The organism is Aeromonas sp. MdU4, from assembly GCF_041929505.1.
Classification (GTDB): domain Bacteria; phylum Pseudomonadota; class Gammaproteobacteria; order Enterobacterales; family Aeromonadaceae; genus Aeromonas.
In genome coordinates, this window is the sequence record NZ_JBHFMW010000023.1 from 153,205 (window position 1) to 175,664 (window position 22,460).

Consider the following 22,460-nt stretch of genomic DNA (forward strand, 5'->3'; position numbering starts at 1 on the left):
CCTTAGCCGGCTACGGTTTCTTCGGTGGATTGTTCTTCGGCACTGGCTGCATCACCAGAGCGCAGCGCTTGCCGCTGGCAGTGATACCCCAGGAGAAATTCGCCAGTAAGTTGCGAGTCTTTGGTGAAGTCCTCACTCTGGAAAAGCCCCATTACTTCATCCAGCAATTTTTCCATGGCATACAAGAAACCCGCCCTTTGGGTGCGCAAACGGGTCTTGTAGGATGAAAGTGACAGCTCTATCGTTTTCCATGTGGAATAGGGCCGGTCAGCAAAGCGCTGCATCAACCGCGCAGCCATGGTGTCACGCTTTTCACCAGCTACGAACAGCGCCCGGCTTTCAATATTTTCGGCCACAGCCAACAAGCGACCATAGAGATAATCGCGGGTTATTCGGTCTTGCTCTAGTGCCATTTGGTAATTCCTTTGTTTGTTATGCCCCCTGAAAAGCGCACAGGCGATACCCAAGCACTTTTCCCATTCCCAATGCTCTTTGAAACCAACCCGATTGCTGGCACGTCGTGTTGTCGTCTCAACGAGATCCCGCGGCAGTTGCGAACCATCAATAATGCAAGGTAACAGTCTCTCGACAGTGGCTTTGCTCAGCTTGTCATCCAGCCTGCGACCATAAGCCGCTTCGGCAATATCTCGTGGCGCGGGCGCGCCTATGAACTTCCTGTCCTTACCGAAATACTGTGGCCATGCGCTATTTGCATGCCAAGCCTCGATACGATTCAGGAATTCAGAGCCTTTCAACTCGCGGTAGAAGGTGATACCCATGCGTCCAGGTGTCGCTGAGTCAATGCCCATGACAACGATATCGGTACTGGGATCAAGCTTGGTGCCGTAGCCTGCTATTGCGCGTTTAAGCCGCAGAGCAAACAACTGGGCTGTGTCGGCATGGCCAGTGGCCATTGAGGTTTCGACAGGCTCAATACAGAAAAGATCCAGAGTGCTGGCAAAAGGATCAGGTACAGGCTGCCCCGTCACGGCCCAGCTCACAATCACTTGCTCGCTATTGCGCGAACCTTGTCGTGGGATCAGCCAGCGCAACGCGTTGTGTGCTTTTTGTGTGACTTCAAATCCCACCGAAACGGCCTCATCAGCGCCGAGAAATCTGCCCCTAAATGTGTAGCCAGCCGTGTCGTTTGATGAAATCAGCTTGGCCTTGTCACCGCCATGCCTGAGTTTTGCGGGGTGCTGAACGGCCAGTGCCATTTCAGTACCGGCTGCCATGCAGTATCCCCGCATGCTCTGCGTACTTTGGTAATGCTTGACCCAAGCAGAGATCAGTTCTGCATCTTCCCATGTGGCCGACACAGGATTGCCGATTTCTTCGACGCGCCAGCGAACAAAAGCATCTTCAGGCGTTTGCGTCGCCTGGATCACTTTAAAAATGGCAGGGGCAGCATCTTTGTCACCCTGCCAAGATTTCATCAGCATGCCATCAGAATGGATCGGAAGAACTCCTGCTGAAACCAGATCAGAAACCAAGGTTCCGCGTTCCAAATACTTAAGAACTGCTTTTAGCTTGGGATGGGAATATGGCGATTCTGCCCATGCCCGCAAATCCTTTAAGAGCGATACGTGTGGCTCATCCGGTTTGGCCGCGAATCCGGAAGTGACCTTCCCGCCGAATCGTAGAAAATCCCCGGCGACATATTGCAGTTTGTCCGCGAAAGGGTGATTGACTGGCTTGGATCCAGCACGCCCACCAGACGACTCAGTACAAGGAATCATCGTGGTCGCAGATCCCTTGTCTATAACAGATGCCCTTCTGAAAACGCCGTCTTGATCCAGGACAACTTCGATTTGCACCTGTTGTGTGGTATGACAAATCGGCATCAAAGGTTCAGCACCCTCCGGCTCCCTACCTACGCAAGCATCGTAAGTTTCATACAGCTTCTGAATCCAGCTCATGCCTGCTTCTCCAGTTCAACCCATTCCTCATCTGCCGCACGCACTGTTTCACTCAACCCAAAAGTCTTCACGCTCATCGCCCGCACGCGCTTTCTAACGGAACATTGCTCAGGCCGGTCGAAGCGGATCACGCCGTCACGCATCACGATACGGGCGAAGCGCGCATGGAGCGCATCACCACCGACTTCGTCGGGGTAGTCGAAACCATGAAACATCAGGCCCAGTGCCAACTCGCCAGCACTATCTAGTTCACTGGCTCCCGATCCAAATTCACAGGGTTCGACATAGCCCTGGCAGTCACGAGTGCCGAGGAAAATATCCTGCCGACCGCCGCGCTCCAGCATGCGTCGGGCGATGTTGTGGTGCTTGTGCTCGTTGCGGTCGGCTTCGAGCTCAGGGCGCGCTGTATTCCATTCGAAATGGGCGCGAACTTGATACTCCACATCGGCCAAAAAGGTGTAGATCGCCAGCGTATTCCCGCCACTGTACTCCTGCGGCTTAGTGCCCTTGGTCTGGGTGCGGATGCGCTTCATCACGCGCACTTCGTCGATGACCCAGACCAGCGTCGGCTTCCAGTAGATGGATTTACAGATGCCTTTCAGTGCTTCATACGTCGGCACCTGGTACGAAAACTTCTCGCCACCTACCTTGGTGAGTGGATCGGTGAACAGGGCATAACGCCCCCACACCCTGAATTCAATGCTGTTGCGATGCTCAGTCGACATAGAGCGCCTCCATCGTGGATACGGGTTCGGTTGAGATCCCGAACTGTGGGCTGTAATAACGAGGATCGAGGGTCAGGATACGAGCCTGTTTGTTGGGGTCGGCCGAATGAACGGCCCCAACCTTCACGAGTTGCTCAAACACGTTGGGGAAGACGTTGACCGTAAATTGCTGAGCGCGGCGTAGCAGCGGCACATCCAATTCCACGTCAAAAGAGGCATGCAACTTCGCGATGATATCTGTGCCTTCCGGGCCATAGGGCACAACGACTCCTTGCGTTGGAGCGTCGATGGCCTTAAAGGCTTTGGCTGCCGCCATGAAAGACTGATTCAGCATACGCTCAGGCGTTTTTCCGTATTTGCGTCGGCAGTCGGCATCGGCTCCCGAGTTTTCAGCCAACAGGTTAGCGATGGTGTCATCACGCCCCAGTGCAGAGGCCGAGACACTGTAGTCCATTTCTTTCTGACGCTCGAAAAAGTAGTACTGATAGAAGTCGCTCAGTGCCACAGGCCCGAACAGGTTGTCGGCGTAACGTGCGGGGACAACGGCATAGTCATCCAGCAGCCGCAATGCGACGTCGCGCCCCTTGGCAATGTCCGGCAACCAGGTCAGTTTTTCGTCTTCGGGTCGAGGGTTGACGATATGGACAATGCCTGGCTCTGGCCGACCATTTCGATTGCAGCGGCCAGCCGCTTGCGCAATGGAATCCAGACCTGCGAGATAGCGGATGACCACACCAAAATCGACATCCACGCCCGCCTCGATCAGTTGCGTGCTGACGCACAGGGTCGGTAAGCCTTCCGCCAGACGAGCCCGAACGTTGGCAAGCTCATCCTTACGATGGGCCGGGCACATATCGGTGCTGAGATGGAAAGCCTGTCCCTGCTCTAGCTGCGTGTGGCAGAGCTCGAAGACTGCTTGCGCGGCACGCTTGGTATTAACGATGACAAGGCTGCTGCCTGCACGCCTCAGCTCATCCAGCGCGAGCTGTGCTACCTCAACCACGCTCCAGCCACCCGGTTTACGTTGGTCGCGCACATCGACGCGCTTCAGATCGGCAAAGAGCTTGTGCACATCCGGCATGATTTCGTGCTGTGCCGCCAGCCGGATCGCGCCTTTTTCCGCAGCCACCTTGTGAAGCAATGGTTGCGTGGCGGTGCAAAGTACAACGGTGCTATTGCACTGTTCGGTAAGAAAGTTGATGGCGTTATTGAATAGGTGGGTGCATTTGATGGGCAGGGTCTGCACTTCATCGAAGATCAGCACCGTATTGGCGAGCTGGTGCATGCGCCGGGCGCCACGGGTTCCAGCCCCGAACAAGGCCTCCAGAAGTTGCACCATGGTGGTGTAAACCACGGGGGCGTCCCAGTTCTCACACAGGATCTTCTCGCGCCAAGTCTGCTGCTCAGGCGTGACGCTGCTGTGATGTTCCAGCACTATTTTCCCATGATCTTCCGGTGCATCTGCAGGTTCAAGGATGTCACGAACGACTTGCGCATTCTGCTCGATGATCGATGTGAAGGGGATAACATAGATGATCCGATCAAGCTTGCGCTGTTGTGCGTGATGGAGCGCAAAACGCAGGCTGGCTAGCGTTTTGCCACCACCCGTTGGAACGGTCAGCGTATAGGTACCGCCGGGCCGTGTTGCGGCATCAAGGCAGTGCTGCGAAATGTCCCTGCGCAAATGGTCGATTGGCCGTGTGGGTAACATGGCCGAGAGCTTGCGTTCCAACCGAGTAATCAACGCTGGCCATTTGGCGTAGTCGCCGTTCGGACGGAACATTTTGACTCGCTGGTGTTCGAAATCGGCGGTGTCTATCCGGTCTGCGTCGATCAGGCAACTGAACAGGTAGCGCACTGCCAGCCCGATTTGTTGGTGGGCGTTTCGGAGCTTCCCTTTGTGGGGCTCACGGTTTTTGGCAAAGATGTTGCCGATGCTGTTGCGCAGTTCTGTAAACAGTTCGGGCATACCCAGCAGTTCATCGATCCGCGCCATGATCTCGGTATCAGCGGCGCGACACACTTCATCCAGGTGTGTCTTGTCCTTAGCCTTGTTCATTCGACGGGAGAAGTTGTCTTCACCTTCCACATCCAAGCAATCAATCAGGCCGGAGTGATGCGATGCCACGCAAAGAGCAAGTACTTGAGCAAAGAGGGACTCCAGCCCCCCCCTTTCGGACAAAGCTCGCCAAATGTACTGCGCTCCTGCGCTAGAGTGATCTACTTTGCCACGCTGGGCATCAGCATCCACATAGTCATCTTCGTCACAATTCACTAGACCAAGTGCGGATTGGATATAATCCTGAAACTCTTGGCTGTACTTGCCAATGTCATGCAATAACCCAATCAACTCACCTGCCAGAGCAATATTCAACTTCCCGGCAAATCCGGCAGCTAGTAACCCCACGCTCCGCAGATGTTCACCGACCAAATGCGTTGTATTGTCACGCTTTCGGTAATGAGCCATCGCTGGTTTAACAGTCAGAGGAGCCATTGACTGCCTCTTGTTAAAAAGGGATTGCTCGCTATGCATGGGATCCTCATGATCTACAAATAACTACTCGTTGCTGAAGCTGTTGATTAAAAAGAACAAGTTTCTAGTGAGGCCATCATACAGAGTATTCATTACATCCTAAACGGGTGTATAAATGCACATGTCGCATTTTGGAGCACATATGCCCGCCAACGAACTCACCTGGGATCAAACCCTGCGCTTTCGCCTGTTGGAGATCGTGTTGCAATGGGAAGGACGGCTGACCACCAATCACCTGACAACCGCCTTCAATATCGGCCGCCAGCAAGCCTCGCGAGACATCAATCGCTATATGAGTGACTACGCCCCTGAAGGGCTGGTCTATGACCGACGCCTGAAAGGGTACAAACCTACCGCGCAATTTGTGCCCCGCTTTAGTGAAGGCAAGGTGGACGAATACCTGATGCTGTTGCACCGTGAAAAGCAGCACCAACGCCAACATGAGGCGGGGCTGTTGACCCTGCCGCTGATGGATTTGCGCTACGGCCATATCGAGATCCTGGATGTGCCCAACCGCCATATCGACCCCAAGATTGTGCGGGGTCTGGTGCAAGCGGCTCGCGGTCAGTTGCGGGTCGATGTCGATTACGTATCCCTCAGCTCAGAGGAGCAGAGCGGCCGCAATATCGTGCCCCATACCTTGGTCTATGACGGGATCCGCTGGCACGTTCGCGCTTACTGCGAGAAGAAAGGGGTGTATCTGGATTTTGTGATGAGCCGGTTTCGTAGGGAACCTGAGCTACTGGATACCTCCCCTCACGGCCGGGATCAGGATCTTGAGTGGAACACCCAGGTCACTGCGGTGGTCATACCCAACCCAACCCTCAGCGCAGGACAACAGGCCATCATTGCCAGTGACTATGCCATGCCAGATGGCAAGCTGCTGCTCAACCAGCGCATCCCTTTGATGCATTACGCGCTGGAGCGCATGCAAGTGAGCTATAACGGCGATCACGAACAGCATCCGCTGCTCTACCCGCTGGTGCTGGCAAACCGGGACGAGTTGGTAGCCAAGGGCTGCATCTTCAAGCTCCAAAGCCCGGATTTGCGCGAGAGTTAAGGTACTTAGGGTGTTCCCAGAATAAAAACATGGCTACAGGAAGGCTAGCCCCGTTTGTACCTACTTACTTGCTCAAGAAAGTAGCTGCCCAGCTCACCCTTATGCTGGCTTGCTTCGCTTTTTGCGCTGGCCAAGTGACCGTTGCGCTCCTTCCATACCGCATATGCAGCGGCCTTCTCGACCTCGACCCGTTCTTGTTGCTCTTTCGGTAGGGAACACAGATTGTGACTCATAGTGACTTTTTTGTTATCTATTGGCGCCATGGTACGGCATCGCTGACATGCGGGACTTGCGCTGGTTCAAAGGTGGTGCGCTATAATGCCTGTATATAAATACAGGTATTGTTGCCATGAAGTTGTTAACCCCAGACCCATCACCCGCCGAGGTGGCTATCCCGCTGTTCTTGCACCGCGCCTCTTGCGGCTTTCCCAGCCCAGCCAGCGACTATCTGGAAGGGAAGTTGGACCTCAACACCCACTGCGTGGCGCACCCTGCAGCAACCTTCTATCTGCGTGCCGAGGGGGAGAGCATGACCGGGGTCGGCATCTTTCCCGGTGACTTGCTGGTGGTCGATAAGAGCCTGACCCCGCGCCATGGTGATGTGGTGATTGCACTACTCGATGGCGGCTTCACGGTAAAGACCTTGCAGCTCAAGCCGAGGTTGCGGCTGTTGCCAGCCAATCCGGCGTTCGCGCCTATCGACCCTTGTATGAGCCTCTCCCTGGAGTTGTTCGGAGTGGTCACCCATGTGATTGGCAATCTGAGGCAGCGTGATGGCTATAGCGCTCGTTGATGTAAACAACTTCTACGCCAGCTGTGAGCGGCTGTTTCGCCCTGAGCTGCGTGGCCGCCCGATCGTGGTGCTCTCCAACAACGATGGATGCGTGGTGTCGCGCAGCCCCGAAGCCAAGGCGATGGGCATCAAGATGGCCGGGCCCTACTTCAAGATCCGCGAGCAGTTCGAGGCGCATGGTGGTGTGGCATTCAGCTCCAACTACGCGCTCTATGGAGACATGTCTGGCAGGGTGATGAGCACGTTGGAGACCATGGCCCCCGAGCTGGAGGTCTACTCCATCGATGAAGCATTCCTGTCACTGTCGGAGTCGTTTGCCGGGGACCTGACAGCCTATGGGCAACAGATCCGGCAGCGAGTGTGGCAGTGGACCGGCCTAACGGTAGGGGTTGGGATCGGCCCCACCAAGACCCTTGCTAAGCTGGCCAACTATGCAGCCAAGAAATGGCCTGCCACTGGCGGCGTCGTGGACTTGCGTGACGAGCTGCGCCGCGCCCGGCTGATGGCTATCACCCCGGTGGATGAGGTGTGGGGCATAGGGCGGCGCTTGGGGGCCAAGTTGGTGGCACAAGGCATGAACACCGTTGCGGATTTGGTGGCTAGCGATGCCAAAGGGTTACGCGCCCAATACGGCGTGGTGGTCGAGCGGATCGTACAGGAGCTGCGTGGCCTGCCTTGCGCAGAGCTAACCGTTGAACCGGCAGCGAAGCAGCAGATCCTCTCGAGCCGTTCCTTCGGGGAGCGTGTGACTGACCGTGGGGAAATGGCCCAAGCGTTGTCAGGCTTTATGGCTCGCGCAGCCGAGAAGCTGCGGGCCGAGGGGATGTGTTGCCAGCGGGTGCACCTGTTCGTGCGAACCAACCCCTTTGACGAACGAGCGCCTTACTACAGTGAGCAGGCTGGCGTCCGGCTGGTCTGCCCTAGCGATGACACTCGGTTGTTGCTGCAGCAAGTGAACGTGCTGCTACCGCAGATTTGGCGCGACGGTTACCGCTATCAGAAGGGGGGCGTAATGCTGAGTGATTTCACTCCCAAGGAGCAACAACAGGCCGATCTGTTTGCCCCGTCTTCCGCTCAATCGGATGCGCTGATGGCAGTGATGGACCAGATCAAAGCCAAGGGATTGGGGCGCGTAGGCTTTGCCAGCCAAGGCACGGGGTCGCCTGAGTGGATGATGCGACAAGAGCACCTGAGCCCCTGTTACACCACACGTTGGGAGGATCTGCCGGTGGCGAGGTAAGTGGATACAGTAATGTGCCTACCGTTTGTTAGATGTGGTACCCCACGTGGTACCCCAAGCCAAAATGTACAAATGGCTAGCTTCGCCAAGAAGCTAACCATTTGTTTTACATGGTGCCGATAAGGGGAATCGAACTCCTGACCTTCGCATTACGAATGCGCTGCTCTACCAACTGAGCTATACCGGCTTGTTGCCATTCAGATTCACGAAAAATGGCCGGTGTGTCAATCGAGCCAACTCAATTTTATGAGTTGGCTCATGGTGTTAGAGCACGATTTACAGATCGACGAACTCGGGAATATGGGCGCGACCACGGCTTTCGAGAAATTCGAGCAGGGCGCGGGGGGAACGCACCAGGATCCGCTCTTGCGGGAAACCGGCTTCGGTCACCAGACGGTGACAATGGTCAAAATCGCCGAGGCTGAAGGCGACGTGAGAGTCGGAGCCAAAGGTGAGATAGGCCCCCAGATCCCGCGCGGCTTCCACAATAGCGCGACAGTTGCCTTCGCTACCCGGACGCGAGTGGATGAAGGAGGAGTTGTTGATCTCGAGCGCAACCCGATAGTCGGCTGCCGCCTTGACCACCGCTTGAATATCGATGGGAAATGCCGGATTGCCCGGGTGGCTGATCATGTCGACCCGGCCACTCTTGATGGCGTTGATCATCGCCTGGGTGTGGGTTGCCTGATCGCAGGGAGGGAATACCTGCTCATGAAAACCCGCCATGATCATGTCGAGGCGCGACTCATAGCGCTCGGGGAAATCGATCTCCCCGTCGAGGTTTTTGATGTTGGCCTCGATACCCCGCAGGATCCCTACCCCATCAACCACTCTTGGCAACACTGGCAAGTTGGCAAAATGCCAGACATGAGGGGCATCAGCCATCTCGGGCCCGTGATCCGTGGTGGCGAACAGCTTGATCCCCTTGGCCCTGGCAATCGGCAGATAGTCGTGAATGGTACTGTAAGCGTGGGTGCTGGCGATGGTGTGCGTATGGGTATCGACCGGGTAATTCATCTTCTCTCCCCTCAGATATTGAAGGGGCAGCATAACAAAGAGCGGCAGATTGGGCCACGCCAGCACTTGCCACACTTTGTCACAAAATACCGCGAAGCTGACATAGTCTGAGCCGCCATGAATGGCATACTGCCCCCGTCGATACCTGCCTGAACTCGCATCGACAGTTTGAATCAGGATGATGCAAACTCACTTTCCCCACCGTCGCACCCTGCGGCGGTTTTTTTTGCCTGCCGCTCCCGAAACGCTACACGATGGACAAAAAAAGGCCCAACTAGCATGGTGCAGGTTGGGCGAGACTTAATGTTTAATTGCAGTGGCATAGATATAGAGTCCCGCTTTTTGACTAAGTTCCGCTCACTTTGATCTTTTCATCAAAAAACATTCCGCTAACACCCATTCACATTCTCTTGACACTTCACGTTATGAAACGTACTTTTTAAACATTCGTTTAAGTGAGGTGTCCAGTGAGTAAAATCGATACCAAAAACCGTATTCTCGATGCCGCTGAAGTGCTGTTTGCCGAGCGGGGGTTTGCCGATACCTCTTTGCGTCTGATCACCAGCGAGGCCGATGTCAACCTGGCCTCCGTGAACTATCACTTCGGTTCCAAGAAGGAGCTGATCCAGGCGGTGCTCGACCGTTATTTAAGTCTGTTCATGCCCGATCTGGATGCCCGCCTGCGGGTGCTGATGGAGCAGGATCAACTGACTCTGCTGCAACTCTTTGAAAGTTTTGTCGAGCCACTGATGAGGCTGTCGGCGGTACGGACCAACGGCCCGGCCATCTTCATGCAGTTGCTGGGGCGTGGCTATATCGACAGCCAGGGCCACCTGCGCCGCTTCATTACCGCTCACTATGGTCCCATTCTGATGCGGATCACCCAGGCTATCTCCAAGGCCAATCCGGCCCTCTCGCCAGCGGATCTCTTCTGGCGCCTGCACTTCACCCTGGGTACCGTCGTATTCACCATGGCCTCCGCCGATGCGCTACGCGACATCGCCCTGGCCGACTTTGGCCAGCAGCTCGATGTGGAAGGGCTGGTGCGCAACGTTATTCCTTATCTGGCGTCCGGAGTCGGGGCGCCCGTGGAGTCGACCAGGCTCTCCCTGGCCGTGTAACAACCAACAATAAATCAACGGAAACAGTGAAATAGAAGGAACTTCGGTATGATCACATTGCTTGTCCTGCTGGTGCTGGCGATAGCCGTTGTGCTCGGCGTGCCCTCCATCCGTAAAAAGGTGGTAACCCGTCCGGTGTTCGGCATCTTCAAAAAGATACTGCCGCCCTTGTCAGCTACCGAGCGGGAGGCCATGGAAGCCGGCTCCGTCTGGTGGGATGGCGAGCTGTTCCGCGGCAATCCCGACTGGAAAAAACTTCACGGTTACGGCAAAGCCGAACTGAGCGCCGAAGAGCAGGCCTTTATCGACAATCAGGTCGAAACCCTGCTCGCCATGGTCGACGATTTCAAGATCGTCAACGAAACCAAAGACCTGCCAGAACCGGTGTGGGACTATCTGAAGAAGGAAGGCTTCTTCTCCCTGATCATCCCGAAATCCTACGGCGGCCGTGAATTCTCGGCGATCGCCAACTCCACCATCGTCACCCGCATTGCCACCAAGAGCCTGAGCGTGGCGGTCACCGTCATGGTGCCCAACTCCCTCGGCCCGGGCGAGCTGCTGATGCACTACGGCACCCAAGCCCAGAAAGATTTCTGGCTGCCGGGACTGGCCAATGGCAAAGAGGTGCCCTGCTTCGCCCTGACCGGGCCGGAAGCGGGCTCCGATGCAGGTGCCATTCCTGACAAGGGGATCGTCTGCAAGGGGATGCACAAGGGTGAAGAGGTGCTGGGTATTCGCCTCAACTGGAACAAGCGCTACATCACCCTGGCGCCGCGTGCCACCGTGCTGGGCTTGGCGTTCAAACTCTATGACCCGGAAAAACTGCTAGGAGACAAGGAAGAGCTGGGCATCACCTGCGCACTCATCCCTACCAGCCATCCGGGTGTGCGCGTTGGCGATCGCCACTACCCCATGGGTCTGGCGTTCCTGAACGGCCCGACCTTCGGCAAGGATGTGTTCATTCCGCTCGACTGGATCATCGGTGGTCCGGATTACGCCGGTCGTGGCTGGCGTATGCTGGTGGAGTGCCTCTCCGCCGGTCGCGGCATCTCGCTGCCGGCCCTAGGCACCGCTTGTGGTCACATGGCGAGCCGTACCGTGAGTGCTTACTCCTACGTGCGCAAGCAGTTCGGCATGTCCATCGGCAAGTTTGAAGGTGTGCAGGAAGCACTGGCCCGCATCGGCGGCCTCACCTATCAGCTGGAAGGGGCCCGTCGCATGACCGCAGGTTCCCTGGACTTGGGTCAGGCACCGGCCATCGTCACCGCCATCTCCAAGTACCACATGACCGAAATGGCGCGCCAGATCATGGATGACTCCATGGACATCCACGCCGGTCGTGCCATCCAGCTCGGCCCGAAAAACTACACCGGCTACGCCTACATGGGCATTCCGGTGGCCATCACGGTGGAAGGGGCCAACATCCTGACCCGCAACCTGATGATCTTCGGTCAGGGTGCCACCCGCTGCCATCCTTACGTGTTTGCCGAGCTGGAAGCGGCCGCCGACACCGACGTGGAGCGCGGTCTCGAGAAGTTTGACGCCCTACTGATAAAGCACATCGCTTTTGGCACCAGCAACTTCTTCGGCGCCCTGTTCCAGGGGCTGACGTTGGGTAAATTCAACGGCTCTCCGGTGGCAGGCGAAACCGCCCGCTACTACAAGCAACTGTCCCGCATGAGTAAAGGGCTGGCCCTGTGCGCCGACGTCTCCATGCTGATGCTGGGTGGCGATCTCAAGCGCAAGGAGATGATCTCCGCCCGTCTGGGTGACGTGTTGAGCCACCTCTATCTGGCCTCCGCTACCCTCAAGCACTACGAGGATCAGGGCCGCATGGTCTCCGATCTGCCGTTCGTGCAGTACGCGGTGGAGCGCAACCTCTACCTGATTGGCAAGGCGTTCGAGGGCTTCTTCCAGAACTTCCCGAACAAGGTGGTAGGTGCCGTACTCAAGCGCGTGGTGTTCCCGTTCGGCGTCGGTTACAAGATGCCAGCCGACGATCGCTGCCACGCCATCTGTCTGGCCATGATGAAACCGGGCGAGCTGCGCGACCGTCTGACCGCCCTCTGCTATGTGGGCAAGGACGACGCGGATCCGGTCGGTCTGATGGAACGAGCCTTCCAGGCCATGGTTTCAGTGCAGCCCTACGAGAAGAAGCTGGTACAGGCCCAGAAAGAGGGCAAACTGCCCCGCAAGCTGACCCTGCCGGAGCTGGTCGAAGCCGCCCTGGCCAAATCCATCCTGAGCAAGGACGAGGCGGACAAGCTGCTGGCCGCCGATGCCTTGCGCTACGAGGCTATTCAGGTGGACAACTTCGCCCCTGGCGAGCTGGAAGGGATGGCGCAGGCCAACCCCATCCATCATGCAGCCTGATAAACGCTGAGACAAAAGGCCCCTTTCGGGGCCTTTTTTATGGCATTGGCCACGCGCTGACCGTTCGCACATCCCGCGTACAGCCAAACGGGCCACAGTTTGCTATCTTGGCGACCATCACTCGCGTTTAGAGCAATCACCAACCCATGAGCATTATTTTGGGCATCGATCCGGGATCGCGGATCACCGGCTACGGGGTTATCCGGGTCGTCGGCGGCAAGGCCGAATATCTGGGCTCTGGCTGCATCCGCACCGATTGCGGCGAACTGCCGGAGCGCCTCAAGCAGGTCTATGACGGGGTGTGCGAGATCATCACCCAGTTCAAACCCACCGAATTTGCCATCGAGCGAGTTTTTATGGCCCGCAACGCCGACTCGGCGCTGAAGCTGGGGCAGGCCCGGGGCAGTGCCATTGTCGCCGCGGTCAACGCCTATCTGCCGGTGAGTGAGTACTCCGCAACCCAGATCAAGCAAGCGGTAGTGGGCACCGGCGGCGCCGCCAAGGAGCAGGTGCAGCATATGGTGACCCATCTGCTGAAACTCTCCGCCACTCCGCAGGCGGATGCAGCAGATGCCCTCGGCGTCGCACTCTGCCACCTGCACACCCGCCAGAGCCTGATCAAGATGGCAGGCCGTGCCAGCAGCTCGGTACGCGGCCGCTATCGCTGAGCCCTTGCTGGCCAAAACACCGTTCTGTCGATAAATAAAAACCGCCCCGGATCGTCGGGGCGGTTTTGCTTGGCCGTTTTGTTTGCCCGCTTAGCGGGCCGAGACGGTGATGCTGGCGAGATCGATCAGATTGACCGCTCCCTTTTGACCCCCTGCATCGTTGTAGGTGTCGTTCGCCTTCAGATAACTCATGTTGTAAAAATCGCTCACCCGGATCTCATACTCCCCGGCAGGCAGATCAACCACGAACGGCGTCGAGTCACGCAGCGGTTTGAGGTCACCCTCTTTCATCACATGGGGCATCTGCACCACACCGCTGGCGACCACCTGGCCACCACGCACCACCGAGATCCGTTTCACCCCGTTGGTCACCCCCAGATTGATGGCATGCTGGGCATTGCTGTATTGCAGGCGAATAGCGTGCTTGCCATCGAGCTTGACCCCCTGCACCAGCAAGCTGTCGTCGGGGCGGCCCCAATCCTTGAGGTAAGGGACGGGAATGGCCCCGTCTGCGGCGCTCACGTTGCCGGTATGGGAGACGTTGGCCGCATCGATGGCGATATGTTGCAGCGCAGGCTGATAGCAAACCGGCTTGGCATGATGGGAGCGGTTGCCGGACTCCGGATAGACCGCCTCGGCACTGTAGCAATAGGCCTGGTCCGGCTGTAACACCATGTCGTCGACCCAGTTGGTCGCACGATCCAGCCCGGAAGCCACCAGTTTGCCATCCCGATAGATGTTGTAGCTGAGCGCCCCCTTGTTGACATTGTCCTGCAGGGCAACAACCAGCTTGCCACTCTGCTCGCTAACCCCGAGCAGGGTCGGCTCGGTCGGTGCAAACACCTGCCGGTTCTCGACATCCAGCGGCGCCACATCCCTGATCAGGCGGATCCCCTGATCATCAGCCACGGCGGCACCGAGCGTCACTTCGATCCGGTTGCTGGCGGCCAGCATCCCTTCACTGATCTGCTCCCCCACCGGGGCGCCATTGAGAGTAATGCCGCGCACCGGATAGTAACTGCCCTCCCCGCCCTGCTCCGGCAGGTGCAGCACGATATCGATCTGCTTGCCACGGTAGTTGAGCCCCTTGAGCGCGGCCTCGGGCTTGGCCCCCATCAGCTTGTGCAGGTGAGCGGTGACAAACGGCTTGATCCGGATCCCACCCTCTTCCACTTTGTAGCCGAAGGTGGTGTCGGTCACCATGCCAAGGTAGCCCCCGACAGACCAGAGCTGACGCTGGGAGTTGATCACCGGCCCGGTCAAATCGGGATGGGTCAGATCCATCAGGGAGGGCTGGCCGGAGAGCCACTCGAGGTTCTCCATGTTGGAGAGGTTCAGCGCGGCACCGCGCATCAGGGAGTCGATATGGTGATCGACCACGGCAACGTTCTGCACCATGGCCGCCGCCTTCAGCCCGTAGGCGGAGACGAAGGGCCAGATGGCGCGGTTATGGTAAACCGGCATATCGGGTTGCTGCGGGAAGTAGACCGGCGCGCCATAAGGGCCCATGGGATAGCGACTGATGATCTCTTTGGCCTGCGCCTCATCGGCAACACCGGCCAGAATGGCGAGGGATTCCCCCAGCAGATCGAACTTGTAGGCCGGGCTCTGATCGGTACTGGTGTTGATCAGGCTGGCATACATCTTCTCGTCCGCCAGCCAGAAAGCGCGATTGATCGCCAGTTTCAGCTCACCCGCCCACTGGCTATAGCGGCTCGCCAGCTCATCGCGCCCCAGTTCACCCGCCACCCGCGCCGCCAGCAGCAACCCCTGATAGTGGGTCACGTTGGTGGAAAGGGATTTGCTCATACCGATGTGGGCGATATCGGCGGTGATCCACTTGGCATAGGTCTGGTCGCGCCAATCGAGGAAGGATTGCTCGCCGACATAGAGGCCATCTGCACTATCGAAGGCGGCCAGACGATCACTCTCTATGGTGTTGCTCAGCCCTTCAAACACCTCGGGCAAGAACGCACTGCGCTCGGCATCAGGCAGGGCTGCCAGCACCCGCTCGGCCCCCAGGGCCCAGCTCATGCGATCGGTACTGATGGGCCAGCTGCCCCCGGTACCGGTATCCTGAATGATCTGGCGTCCTTGCGGGATCAAGCTGTCCAGATCGCTTGTCAGCTCGGCTCGGAAATCAGAGAGCTTGAAGCGCAGGGAGTTGCGCGCACGCATGGGATCAAGCGCCCCCAGCCCCAGATCGGTGGCGTAGGAGAGATCCCGCGTCCAGACGTAATGCCACTTGGCGCCAGTTTCAAAACAGTCGCAAGGGATCGCCTGCCCCCCGTTGTAACTGCCATCCTTGACCTGCGCCACGCTGTTCTGGCGCATCTCGTGGGTAGCCAGCGCAAACAGGGCATCAAACACCATGCTGCCGGAGCGCAAGCGGGGCAGATCAGCTTGCTCCTGATAGGTAGTAAAGCTATCACCCGGGTCACGCAGCTCCTGAGTGGTCGATTGGGCATAGCTGCGATACTCGTCACTGGCCTGTTTGACCGAGAAGGTGGCCGTTTCCGTCACTCCGGACTTATAGGTCTCATACTCGCGCTTCTCGATCAGCTCATGCCCTTCATGGGGATTGATCATGCCAAGGTCTCCCTCTCCGGCGATGCTAACCTGCAACAGGGGGGCGTTCTCGTCCTGGCTGGCATCCAGCAGGAACTTGTAATACCCCTCCTGATCCACCCGCACTGATGCCAGCTGACACTGGGCATCACAGCGCTGCATCTTGACCGGGTGGTTCAAGGCAATGGCGCCATTAATCCCGAATCCAATCCCCTCCTGTGCGGAGGCGATCTTTATCTTGTGCTCACCCGCCGTCAGCTTGGCCACCATCACATACCGCTTGTCCCCCTGATAGACCATCTGCAGGACCGGCTCCAGATTGCCATCAATCCCTTTCAGATAGAGGCTCTCGCTGTAATTGGGGTCATCACGCACCATGGAGAACTCGATGGCCGGTGCCGCCAGATCGGCATTGGTCACCTTGACCTGAATATCGATCAGCCCCTTTTCGGTCACCACCAGACGGTTGTTCTGTCCGTTGTTCTGGTAGTACATGGGATAGACCTGGCCGGGGAAGATGCTGGTCTCCTTGCGGGAGTCCGCGGAAAAATCGGGATATTTGGTCCACTCGGGGCCAGCGACTTTGAAAGGGGACATACCCGAATTCATCTTCAGGTTATCCAGACGGTATACCCCATCCTTGAAAGTCAGTTTGAATTTATCCTCGCGGCCCCAGCCGCTGAATTCACCGACCATATAGAGATCAAAATCCCAGGGCGCCTTCACCTCAGGCTTGGCGATGTCATCGTTGCTGCTGGATGCGCTGTCATTACAACCGGACAAAAGAACCCCGCCGCAGCATAACGCCACGGACAACGCTAATGGACGAATTTTCATATTTTCCCTTCGTTACTTTTTTGTTTTGTTATTGAAACGGCATTGAGTAAAACCATTTTTGCCAGTCTACGGGTTCAACAGTCATCAGAAAAATAGACCGCAGCGCCATCGACATAGATAACATCTATAACTCGATAGAATTACGTGATCGCCCGCACCAAACCCGCCATCGCACGGCAAAAATGAATTGATTACAACGTGAAGGGAAACACATAAAGCCAACCCGCCTACCGAGGGGATTAATTGACAGCCCATGGTGATTACACTAGCTTGGCGCACCACCAGACCATGACCGGACGCCATGTTGTGGATAAACATCTAAGACAATTTATTGCAGTGGCCACCCATAAAAATGTCAGTCTGGCAGCCCGGCAGATGGGCCTCAGCCAGCCGACACTGACTCACAATATGAAGAAACTTGAGGAGAGTCTGGGGACGACCTTGCTAGTCAGACATGCCAGCGGCGTGACGCTGACGGCCGCCGGAGAGCTGCTGCTGGAGCAGGCGAGCGTAATGCAGCGGATCTACGACGACACCCTCAGACAGTTGGCCACCCTGCGCGAGCGCACCGCCCGGCCGCTGAAAGTGGGCACCGGACATGCGTGGTGGCAACCGGTATTGCAACCCGTCACCGTCCGCTATCAGCAAGCCAATCCATCCTGCACCCTCCATATTGAAGTCGGCAACCATCTGCGCCTGCTCGACCTGCTATTGGGCAATCATATTGATCTGTTGCTCGGACACGAGATCCACGGGCTGGCAAAAAATTACAGCCTGATCTTCATCCCGCTATTTATCTCCAACGATGCGGTATTTGCCAGAGCGGAGCATCCCCTGCAGGGGAAAATATGCAGCAAACAGGATCTGGTCGATTACCCCAGCCTGCTGATCACCCCGGATGAGGAGAAATATCTTCATCTGGTCGATGATTTGGCGAGAAAAAAGCAAGAGCGGGCAGCCATGAAGCTAAATGACAAAATCATTTATACCTGTAATTCACTGCTGGTCAGCATTGATATTGCCAATACCAGCAATGCCGTATTGCCTTATCCCAGAAGCATGAGCCACTATTTTGCTCAATTTGGCATCAGACCGCTGGCCATGAGCGAGGAGTACAATAAAGGGATTATCGGCATCTATATGCCACGAGAAAAGATGGATGAGCCCCACATAAAAAGCGTGTGCCAGGAGATCCAGGCCCAAATTACCTGCAATCAGGCGCTGATCGCCACCTTCTGACGCCACCTCCCGCCAAACCGCCAAGCCCGGCTCTCAATCGACCATCTCAGGGATCGCCAACAGCAACAGAGCATCGCATCGCTGCACGTCGCAAATCAAATAGGGCGGGATAAGGCCAGGCCTCATCCCGCACCGATTAAATGGCGGCGCCTTGCTCCTGCACCAGCTCCCCCAGCGCGCCGATCAGGGCGTCGAGCCCTTGATCTACCTTCGAGCGCGGGCAGCCGACGTTGAGGCGGATATAGCCTGTGCCTTCCGGGCCATAGGTGTCACCGCGCATGATGGCGACCCGGTATTTCTCCACCAGCAAGGCTTGCAGCGCATCCATCCGTTCGGAGGTGTCGATGCCAAGACCGTTCAAGTCAATCCAGGCGAGATAGGTTCCCTCGGGCACCCGATAGTCGATGGCGGGGAAAGCTGCATTGAGCCGCGCCGCCACCTGGGTCAGGTTGCCATGCAGATAGCTTTTCAACGCATCGAGCCAGCCAGCGCCGTCCCGATAGGCGCTGATATGGGCCAGCACCCCGAGGATGGGCGGCGATGAGAGGCCATGGGCCGCCTTGAGCCGTTGCAGATAGGCGGCGCGCGCCGCTGCGTTGGCGATAAAGGCGTAGGCGCCGCCAAGGGCGGGAATATTGAAGGATTTGGAGCCCGAGCTAACCAGCGCCCAGCCATCGTCCGGCGCCACCTCGCTCCACGGCAGATAGCGGGCAAAGCTCACATCCATATGGATGTCGTCCGAGATGACCTTGACCCCGTGGCGCTGGCAAATGGCGGCCATCCGGACGAGTTCATCCCGCGTCCAGACCCGGCCGGTGGGGTTGTGGGGGCTGCAGAGCAGCAAAATCCGGCAATCGGGGCGGGCTGCTTGCTGCTCGAAGCCGGCCCAGTCGATCTGGTAACTGCCCTGCTCTTTTTTAAGCGGGCAAGGCAGCAGCACCCGGTCGTTGGCAGCCAGCATATTGCCGAAGGCGTCGTAGGCGGGGGTATGCACCAGCACCCCTTCGCCCGGCGCCGACCAGAGGCTCACCAGCTGGGCGATGATGTAGATGACCGAAGGGCCGTAGACCAGCGTCTCGGGGCCGAGGCTCGCCCCGTAGCGGTGGGCAAACCAGTTGCTTACCGCTCCCTTGAAGTCGTCATGATTCCAGCGGCTGTAGCCAAAGACCCCGTGCTCAAGGCGGGTTGCCAACGTCTGGCGAATGCAGGGGGCGGTCTCGAAATCCATGTCGGAGATGGTAAAGGGGAGCAGGTCGGCATGGCCAAAACGGTCGGCCACATAGTCCCACTGGGTGCAGTAGGTGCCGTGGCGGTCGACCACATGGTCGAAGTCATAAATATCGTGCATGAAGTTTCTCCCTCCATAAACAGGAGACATATTGGGAGAGGCAAACAAGGGGGGCTTGCGCCCCCCGTTCGGATTTTATTGGCCGGTTCAGGCCCCCATCAGACTCTGCAGCTGGTTTTTCACCAGATGCACCTGCGGGCCGATCACCACCTGCAGGTTGTGCTCATCGAGCTTGATCACCCCGATGGCGCCGTTTGCCTTCAATACCTTGTCATCGACCCGGCTCATGTCCTGCACCGACATCCGCAGGCGGGTGATGCAGTTATCGAGCGCCAGGATGTTATCGGCGCCGCCCAGGGCGTTAAGGATGATTTCACCGTTGTAACCGCTGTTGCCGGCCTTCTTGCCTGCGGGCTGGGCAGCCTCGCTGGTCTCGATTTCACGACCGGGGGTTTTCAGGTTAAAGCGCACAATGGCGAAGCGGAACACGCTGTAGTAGATGGCAAACCAGATGGCCGCCGCGACCGGCACCAGATACCACTTGGTGGCGGTGCCCTGCAGCACGCCGAACACCAGAAAATCGATCAGGTTGCCGTCGGTGTTGCCGATGGTGACGCCGAGCAGCCCCATGGTCATAAAGCCCAGACCCGTCAGGATGGCGTGAATAACGTAGAGCACCGGCGCCACGAACAGGAACAGGAACTCCAGCGGCTCTGTGATGCCGCCGATGACGCAGGCCACCACGCCGGAAACCAGCAGCGCCTTGATCTTGCCGCGATTTTCCGGGCGGGCGCAGTGATACATGGCGAGCGCCGCGCCCGGCAGGCCGCCGAGGAAGGCAGGCATCTTGCCCTGAGAGAGGAAGGAGGTGGCAGAGACCGAGAAGCCGGTGGTGTCGGCGCAGGAGAGCTCGGCGTAGAAGATATTGAGGGCGCCGCTCACCTCGTGACCGCATACCAGCTGGGTGCCGCCCGCTTCGGTAAAGCGGATCAGCGCCACCAGAATGTGGTGCAGACCGAGTGGCAGCAGCAGACGCTCACCGGTACCGAACAGGAAGGGGCCGAAGGGACCGGCGTGGGAGATGAGCGCCCCGATACCATTGATGCCGGCAGCAAACCAGGGCCAGACGAACGGCACGACCAGACCGACCACACCCAGCACCAGCGCGGTGATGATGGGCACGAAGCGGGCACCACCGAAGAAGGCGAGCGCATCGGGCATCTTGTAGGTGTAGAAACGGGCGTGGAGCCTCGCGACGATCACCCCGACGATGATGGCCCCCAGAATCCCGGTGTCGATGGAGCTGATGCCGAGGATCGATTTCACCCCGTAGGCCTTCTCCGCCGCCGCGTCACCGATGACGTTGGCCACGGTCAGGTAGAAGTTGATGGAGAGGTTGAGCGCCGCATAGCCGACGAAACCGGCAAAGGCCGCGACCCCCTTCTCTTCTCGCGCCAGCCCCAGCGGAATGGCCACTGCAAACATCACCGGCAGATAGATAAAGGCCACCAGCCCCACCTTGGTCATCCAGAGGAACAGCAGTTGCAGCACGGTATTGTCGAGGAAGGGCATGCTCTGCTTGACCGCATCGCTGGTGAGCGAGCTGCCGACACCGAGCAGGATGCCCGAGAAGGCCAGCAGGGCGACCGGCAACATAAAGGTCTTGCCGAGGCTCTGCAGGAACTCCCAGATGGTGGATTTGGCTTGAGGCTTGGCCATGAAACGGCTCCTTGTGAATAAACAGCAATATCTGCGGCTGCCCTCCCCCGCTCGAGGCAATCTCGAAGCAATCTCGAAGCAATCTCGAAGTAAAGGCGCGGGTCAGCATCAGGTTTTGCTGGATGATAAATCGTTTTATCAAACTACAAGTGCCGACAGGATCACAGAATAAGGGGGCTGGCTGGCAGCAGGATCCAAATTTGTGAGCCGGATCGGCCAGATGGTGATGTAACGTTTCACTTGGCAACCCAAGCAGGTATGCTGGAGCCTCGCTTTCAACTGTCCGTCGTCCGTTCGCCCTATGTCGCCCAAATCCCTCTCTGCCAAAGCCACCAAGATCACCGATGTCGCCCAGCGGGCGGGAGTGTCGGTCACCACCGTCTCCATGGTGCTCAACGGCAAGGGGCGCATCTCCCCGGCCACCGCAGAGCGGGTGCAACAGGCGATAAAAGAGCTCGACTACGTGCCCAACAGCGCCGCCGCCAACCTGCGCAGCCAGCAATCCAATCTGGTGGGGCTGATCCTGCGCGACATCACTGACCCCTTCTATACCGAGGTGACCGCCGGGGTGAGCGAGGTGCTGGAGCAGCAGGGCTACCTGCTGTTTCTAACCCAGTGCGGCCACAGCCCGGAGCGGTTGCAGCAGAGCATCCACTCCCTGTCACGCCAAGGGGTGGCGGGCATCATCTTCAATCCGGTGCGCGGCGCGGCGGCCAAAACCCTGGAGACCCTGCTCGATTCAGAGCTGCCGGTGGTGTGCGCCGCCCGCTCCTACTATCGCGATGACGTGGACTTTATCGGCCCCGACAACACCCACGCCGCCAAGCAGGCCACCACCTACCTGATCGAGCAGGGCCACCGCCATATCGCCTATGTCGGCGGGCGGGCCGACTCCCTCACCCGCGCCGAGCGCATCGGCGGCTACTGTGCCAGCCTGCTGCAATATGGCCTCCCCTTCAAACCGGAGTGGGTACTGGAGTGCGAGCGCACCCAGCGCAGCGCCGCCGACACCATCGCCCAGCTGCTGCACCAGCACCCCAAGGTGACTGCCGTACTCTGCCACTACCCCGAGGTGGCGCTCGGTGCCATCTATGGCGTCGAGGCGAGCGGCCGCACCGTGGGCAAGGACAACTACATCGGCCAGCAGGTGGCCCTGCTCGGTTTTGACGACGTGGCGGAGGCCGAACTCACCTCCCCCGCCCTCACCTTTGTCAGCTCACCGGCCCGCGAAATCGGCCGTCAGGCGGCAAGGCGACTGCTGACCCGGATGCAGCAACCCGAGCTCGCCCCCAACCGCCATATCATCACCCCCAATCTGCAGAAGCGGGAGTCGGCCTGAACTGGCTGGGCACCCGAGCTC

The 22,460-nt window shown here is 58.0% G+C and carries 16 protein-coding genes and 1 tRNA gene; 8 read left to right on the top strand and 9 right to left on the bottom strand.

Annotation, left to right across the window (positions count from 1 at the left end; translation table 11 throughout):
• Window positions 1-2: 2 nt before the first annotated feature.
• From cas8c to cas3, 3 genes are read right to left on the bottom strand one after another with little or no spacing between them, the layout of a single operon-like run.
• Complete coding sequence (cas8c, locus tag ACE1BR_RS12985; RefSeq protein WP_374870890.1) at window positions 3-1,919, bottom strand: type I-C CRISPR-associated protein Cas8c/Csd1; 1,917 nt, start codon at window positions 1,917-1,919, stop codon at window positions 3-5.
• Entirely contained in the window at window positions 1,916-2,644 is a 729-nt protein-coding gene (gene cas5c, locus ACE1BR_RS12990) for a type I-C CRISPR-associated protein Cas5c (protein ID WP_042081052.1), read from the bottom strand. The genes cas8c and cas5c overlap by 4 nt, the downstream gene beginning before the upstream one ends.
• Window positions 2,634-5,177 (bottom strand): CRISPR-associated helicase Cas3', encoded by a 2,544-nt coding sequence (gene cas3 / locus ACE1BR_RS12995; RefSeq protein ID WP_374870892.1) that lies wholly within the window; start codon window positions 5,175-5,177, stop codon window positions 2,634-2,636. Before cas3 ends, cas5c begins: the two co-directional genes overlap by 11 nt.
• A 142-nt stretch (window positions 5,178-5,319) precedes the next feature.
• Here cas3 and ACE1BR_RS13000 point away from each other — a divergent pair, with 142 nt between their 5' ends.
• The gene (locus ACE1BR_RS13000; protein WP_374870894.1) at window positions 5,320-6,237 is read left to right on the top strand and encodes a WYL domain-containing protein; all 918 of its coding nucleotides are present in this window, start codon (window positions 5,320-5,322) and stop codon (window positions 6,235-6,237) included.
• A gap of 44 nt (window positions 6,238-6,281) precedes the next feature.
• On the opposite strand, the gene ACE1BR_RS13005 is transcribed toward ACE1BR_RS13000, so the two are convergent.
• Window positions 6,282-6,470 carry a DUF3283 family protein gene (locus ACE1BR_RS13005; protein ID WP_374870896.1) on the bottom strand — a complete coding sequence of 63 codons (189 nt, stop codon included), beginning with the start codon at window positions 6,468-6,470 and terminating at the stop codon, window positions 6,282-6,284.
• 116 nt (window positions 6,471-6,586) lie between these two features.
• On the opposite strand from ACE1BR_RS13005, the gene umuD reads away from it, so the two are divergent.
• Together umuD and umuC are read left to right on the top strand one after the other, a co-directional pair.
• Window positions 6,587-7,030 (top strand): translesion error-prone DNA polymerase V autoproteolytic subunit, encoded by a 444-nt coding sequence (gene umuD, locus ACE1BR_RS13010; protein WP_374870898.1) that lies wholly within the window; start codon window positions 6,587-6,589, stop codon window positions 7,028-7,030.
• Complete coding sequence (umuC, locus tag ACE1BR_RS13015) at window positions 7,011-8,270, top strand: translesion error-prone DNA polymerase V subunit UmuC (protein ID WP_374870900.1); 1,260 nt, start codon at window positions 7,011-7,013, stop codon at window positions 8,268-8,270. Before umuD ends, umuC begins: the two co-directional genes overlap by 20 nt.
• Window positions 8,271-8,381: 111 nt before the next feature.
• On the opposite strand, the gene ACE1BR_RS13020 is transcribed toward umuC, so the two are convergent.
• Window positions 8,382-8,457, bottom strand: a tRNA-Thr gene (locus tag ACE1BR_RS13020).
• 89 nt (window positions 8,458-8,546) lie between these two features.
• Window positions 8,547-9,287, bottom strand: coding sequence for a phosphatase (locus ACE1BR_RS13025; protein ID WP_374870902.1), 741 nt, complete (start codon window positions 9,285-9,287; stop codon window positions 8,547-8,549).
• Window positions 9,288-9,754: 467 nt separating this feature from the next.
• Here ACE1BR_RS13025 and ACE1BR_RS13030 point away from each other — a divergent pair, with 467 nt between their 5' ends.
• The 3 genes from ACE1BR_RS13030 (at window position 9,755) to ruvC (ending at window position 13,449) form a co-directional block, all read left to right on the top strand.
• Window positions 9,755-10,408 carry a TetR/AcrR family transcriptional regulator gene (locus ACE1BR_RS13030; protein WP_374870904.1) on the top strand — a complete coding sequence of 218 codons (654 nt, stop codon included), beginning with the start codon at window positions 9,755-9,757 and terminating at the stop codon, window positions 10,406-10,408.
• A 48-nt stretch (window positions 10,409-10,456) separates the two neighbouring features.
• Window positions 10,457-12,781: an acyl-CoA dehydrogenase gene (locus ACE1BR_RS13035; protein WP_374870906.1), complete on the top strand. Its 2,325-nt coding sequence runs from the start codon at window positions 10,457-10,459 to the stop codon at window positions 12,779-12,781.
• A 146-nt stretch (window positions 12,782-12,927) separates the two neighbouring features.
• Window positions 12,928-13,449, top strand: coding sequence for a crossover junction endodeoxyribonuclease RuvC (gene ruvC, locus ACE1BR_RS13040; RefSeq protein WP_005334512.1), 522 nt, complete (start codon window positions 12,928-12,930; stop codon window positions 13,447-13,449).
• A 90-nt stretch (window positions 13,450-13,539) separates the two neighbouring features.
• Here the strand turns inward: ruvC and ACE1BR_RS13045 are convergent, their stop codons facing one another.
• On the bottom strand, window positions 13,540-16,641 hold the full coding sequence (locus ACE1BR_RS13045; RefSeq protein ID WP_374871107.1) for a hypothetical protein: 3,102 nt from the start codon (window positions 16,639-16,641) through the stop codon (window positions 13,540-13,542).
• 519 nt (window positions 16,642-17,160) lie between these two features.
• On the opposite strand from ACE1BR_RS13045, the gene ACE1BR_RS13050 reads away from it, so the two are divergent.
• Complete coding sequence (locus tag ACE1BR_RS13050) at window positions 17,161-18,093, top strand: LysR family transcriptional regulator (RefSeq protein WP_374870908.1); 933 nt, start codon at window positions 17,161-17,163, stop codon at window positions 18,091-18,093.
• A gap of 136 nt (window positions 18,094-18,229) precedes the next feature.
• Here ACE1BR_RS13050 and ACE1BR_RS13055 read toward each other — a convergent pair whose 3' ends face one another.
• Both ACE1BR_RS13055 and malX read right to left on the bottom strand, forming a co-directional pair.
• Window positions 18,230-19,441 carry a MalY/PatB family protein gene (locus tag ACE1BR_RS13055; protein ID WP_374870910.1) on the bottom strand — a complete coding sequence of 404 codons (1,212 nt, stop codon included), beginning with the start codon at window positions 19,439-19,441 and terminating at the stop codon, window positions 18,230-18,232.
• An 87-nt stretch (window positions 19,442-19,528) separates the two neighbouring features.
• Entirely contained in the window at window positions 19,529-21,100 is a 1,572-nt protein-coding gene (gene malX / locus ACE1BR_RS13060) for a maltose/glucose-specific PTS transporter subunit IIBC (RefSeq protein WP_374870912.1), read from the bottom strand.
• 301 nt (window positions 21,101-21,401) lie between these two features.
• On the opposite strand from malX, the gene ACE1BR_RS13065 reads away from it, so the two are divergent.
• Window positions 21,402-22,439, top strand: a complete 1,038-nt coding sequence (locus ACE1BR_RS13065; RefSeq protein WP_005344074.1) for a Mal regulon transcriptional regulator MalI — start codon at window positions 21,402-21,404, stop codon at window positions 22,437-22,439.
• Window positions 22,440-22,460: the final 21 nt, after the last annotated feature.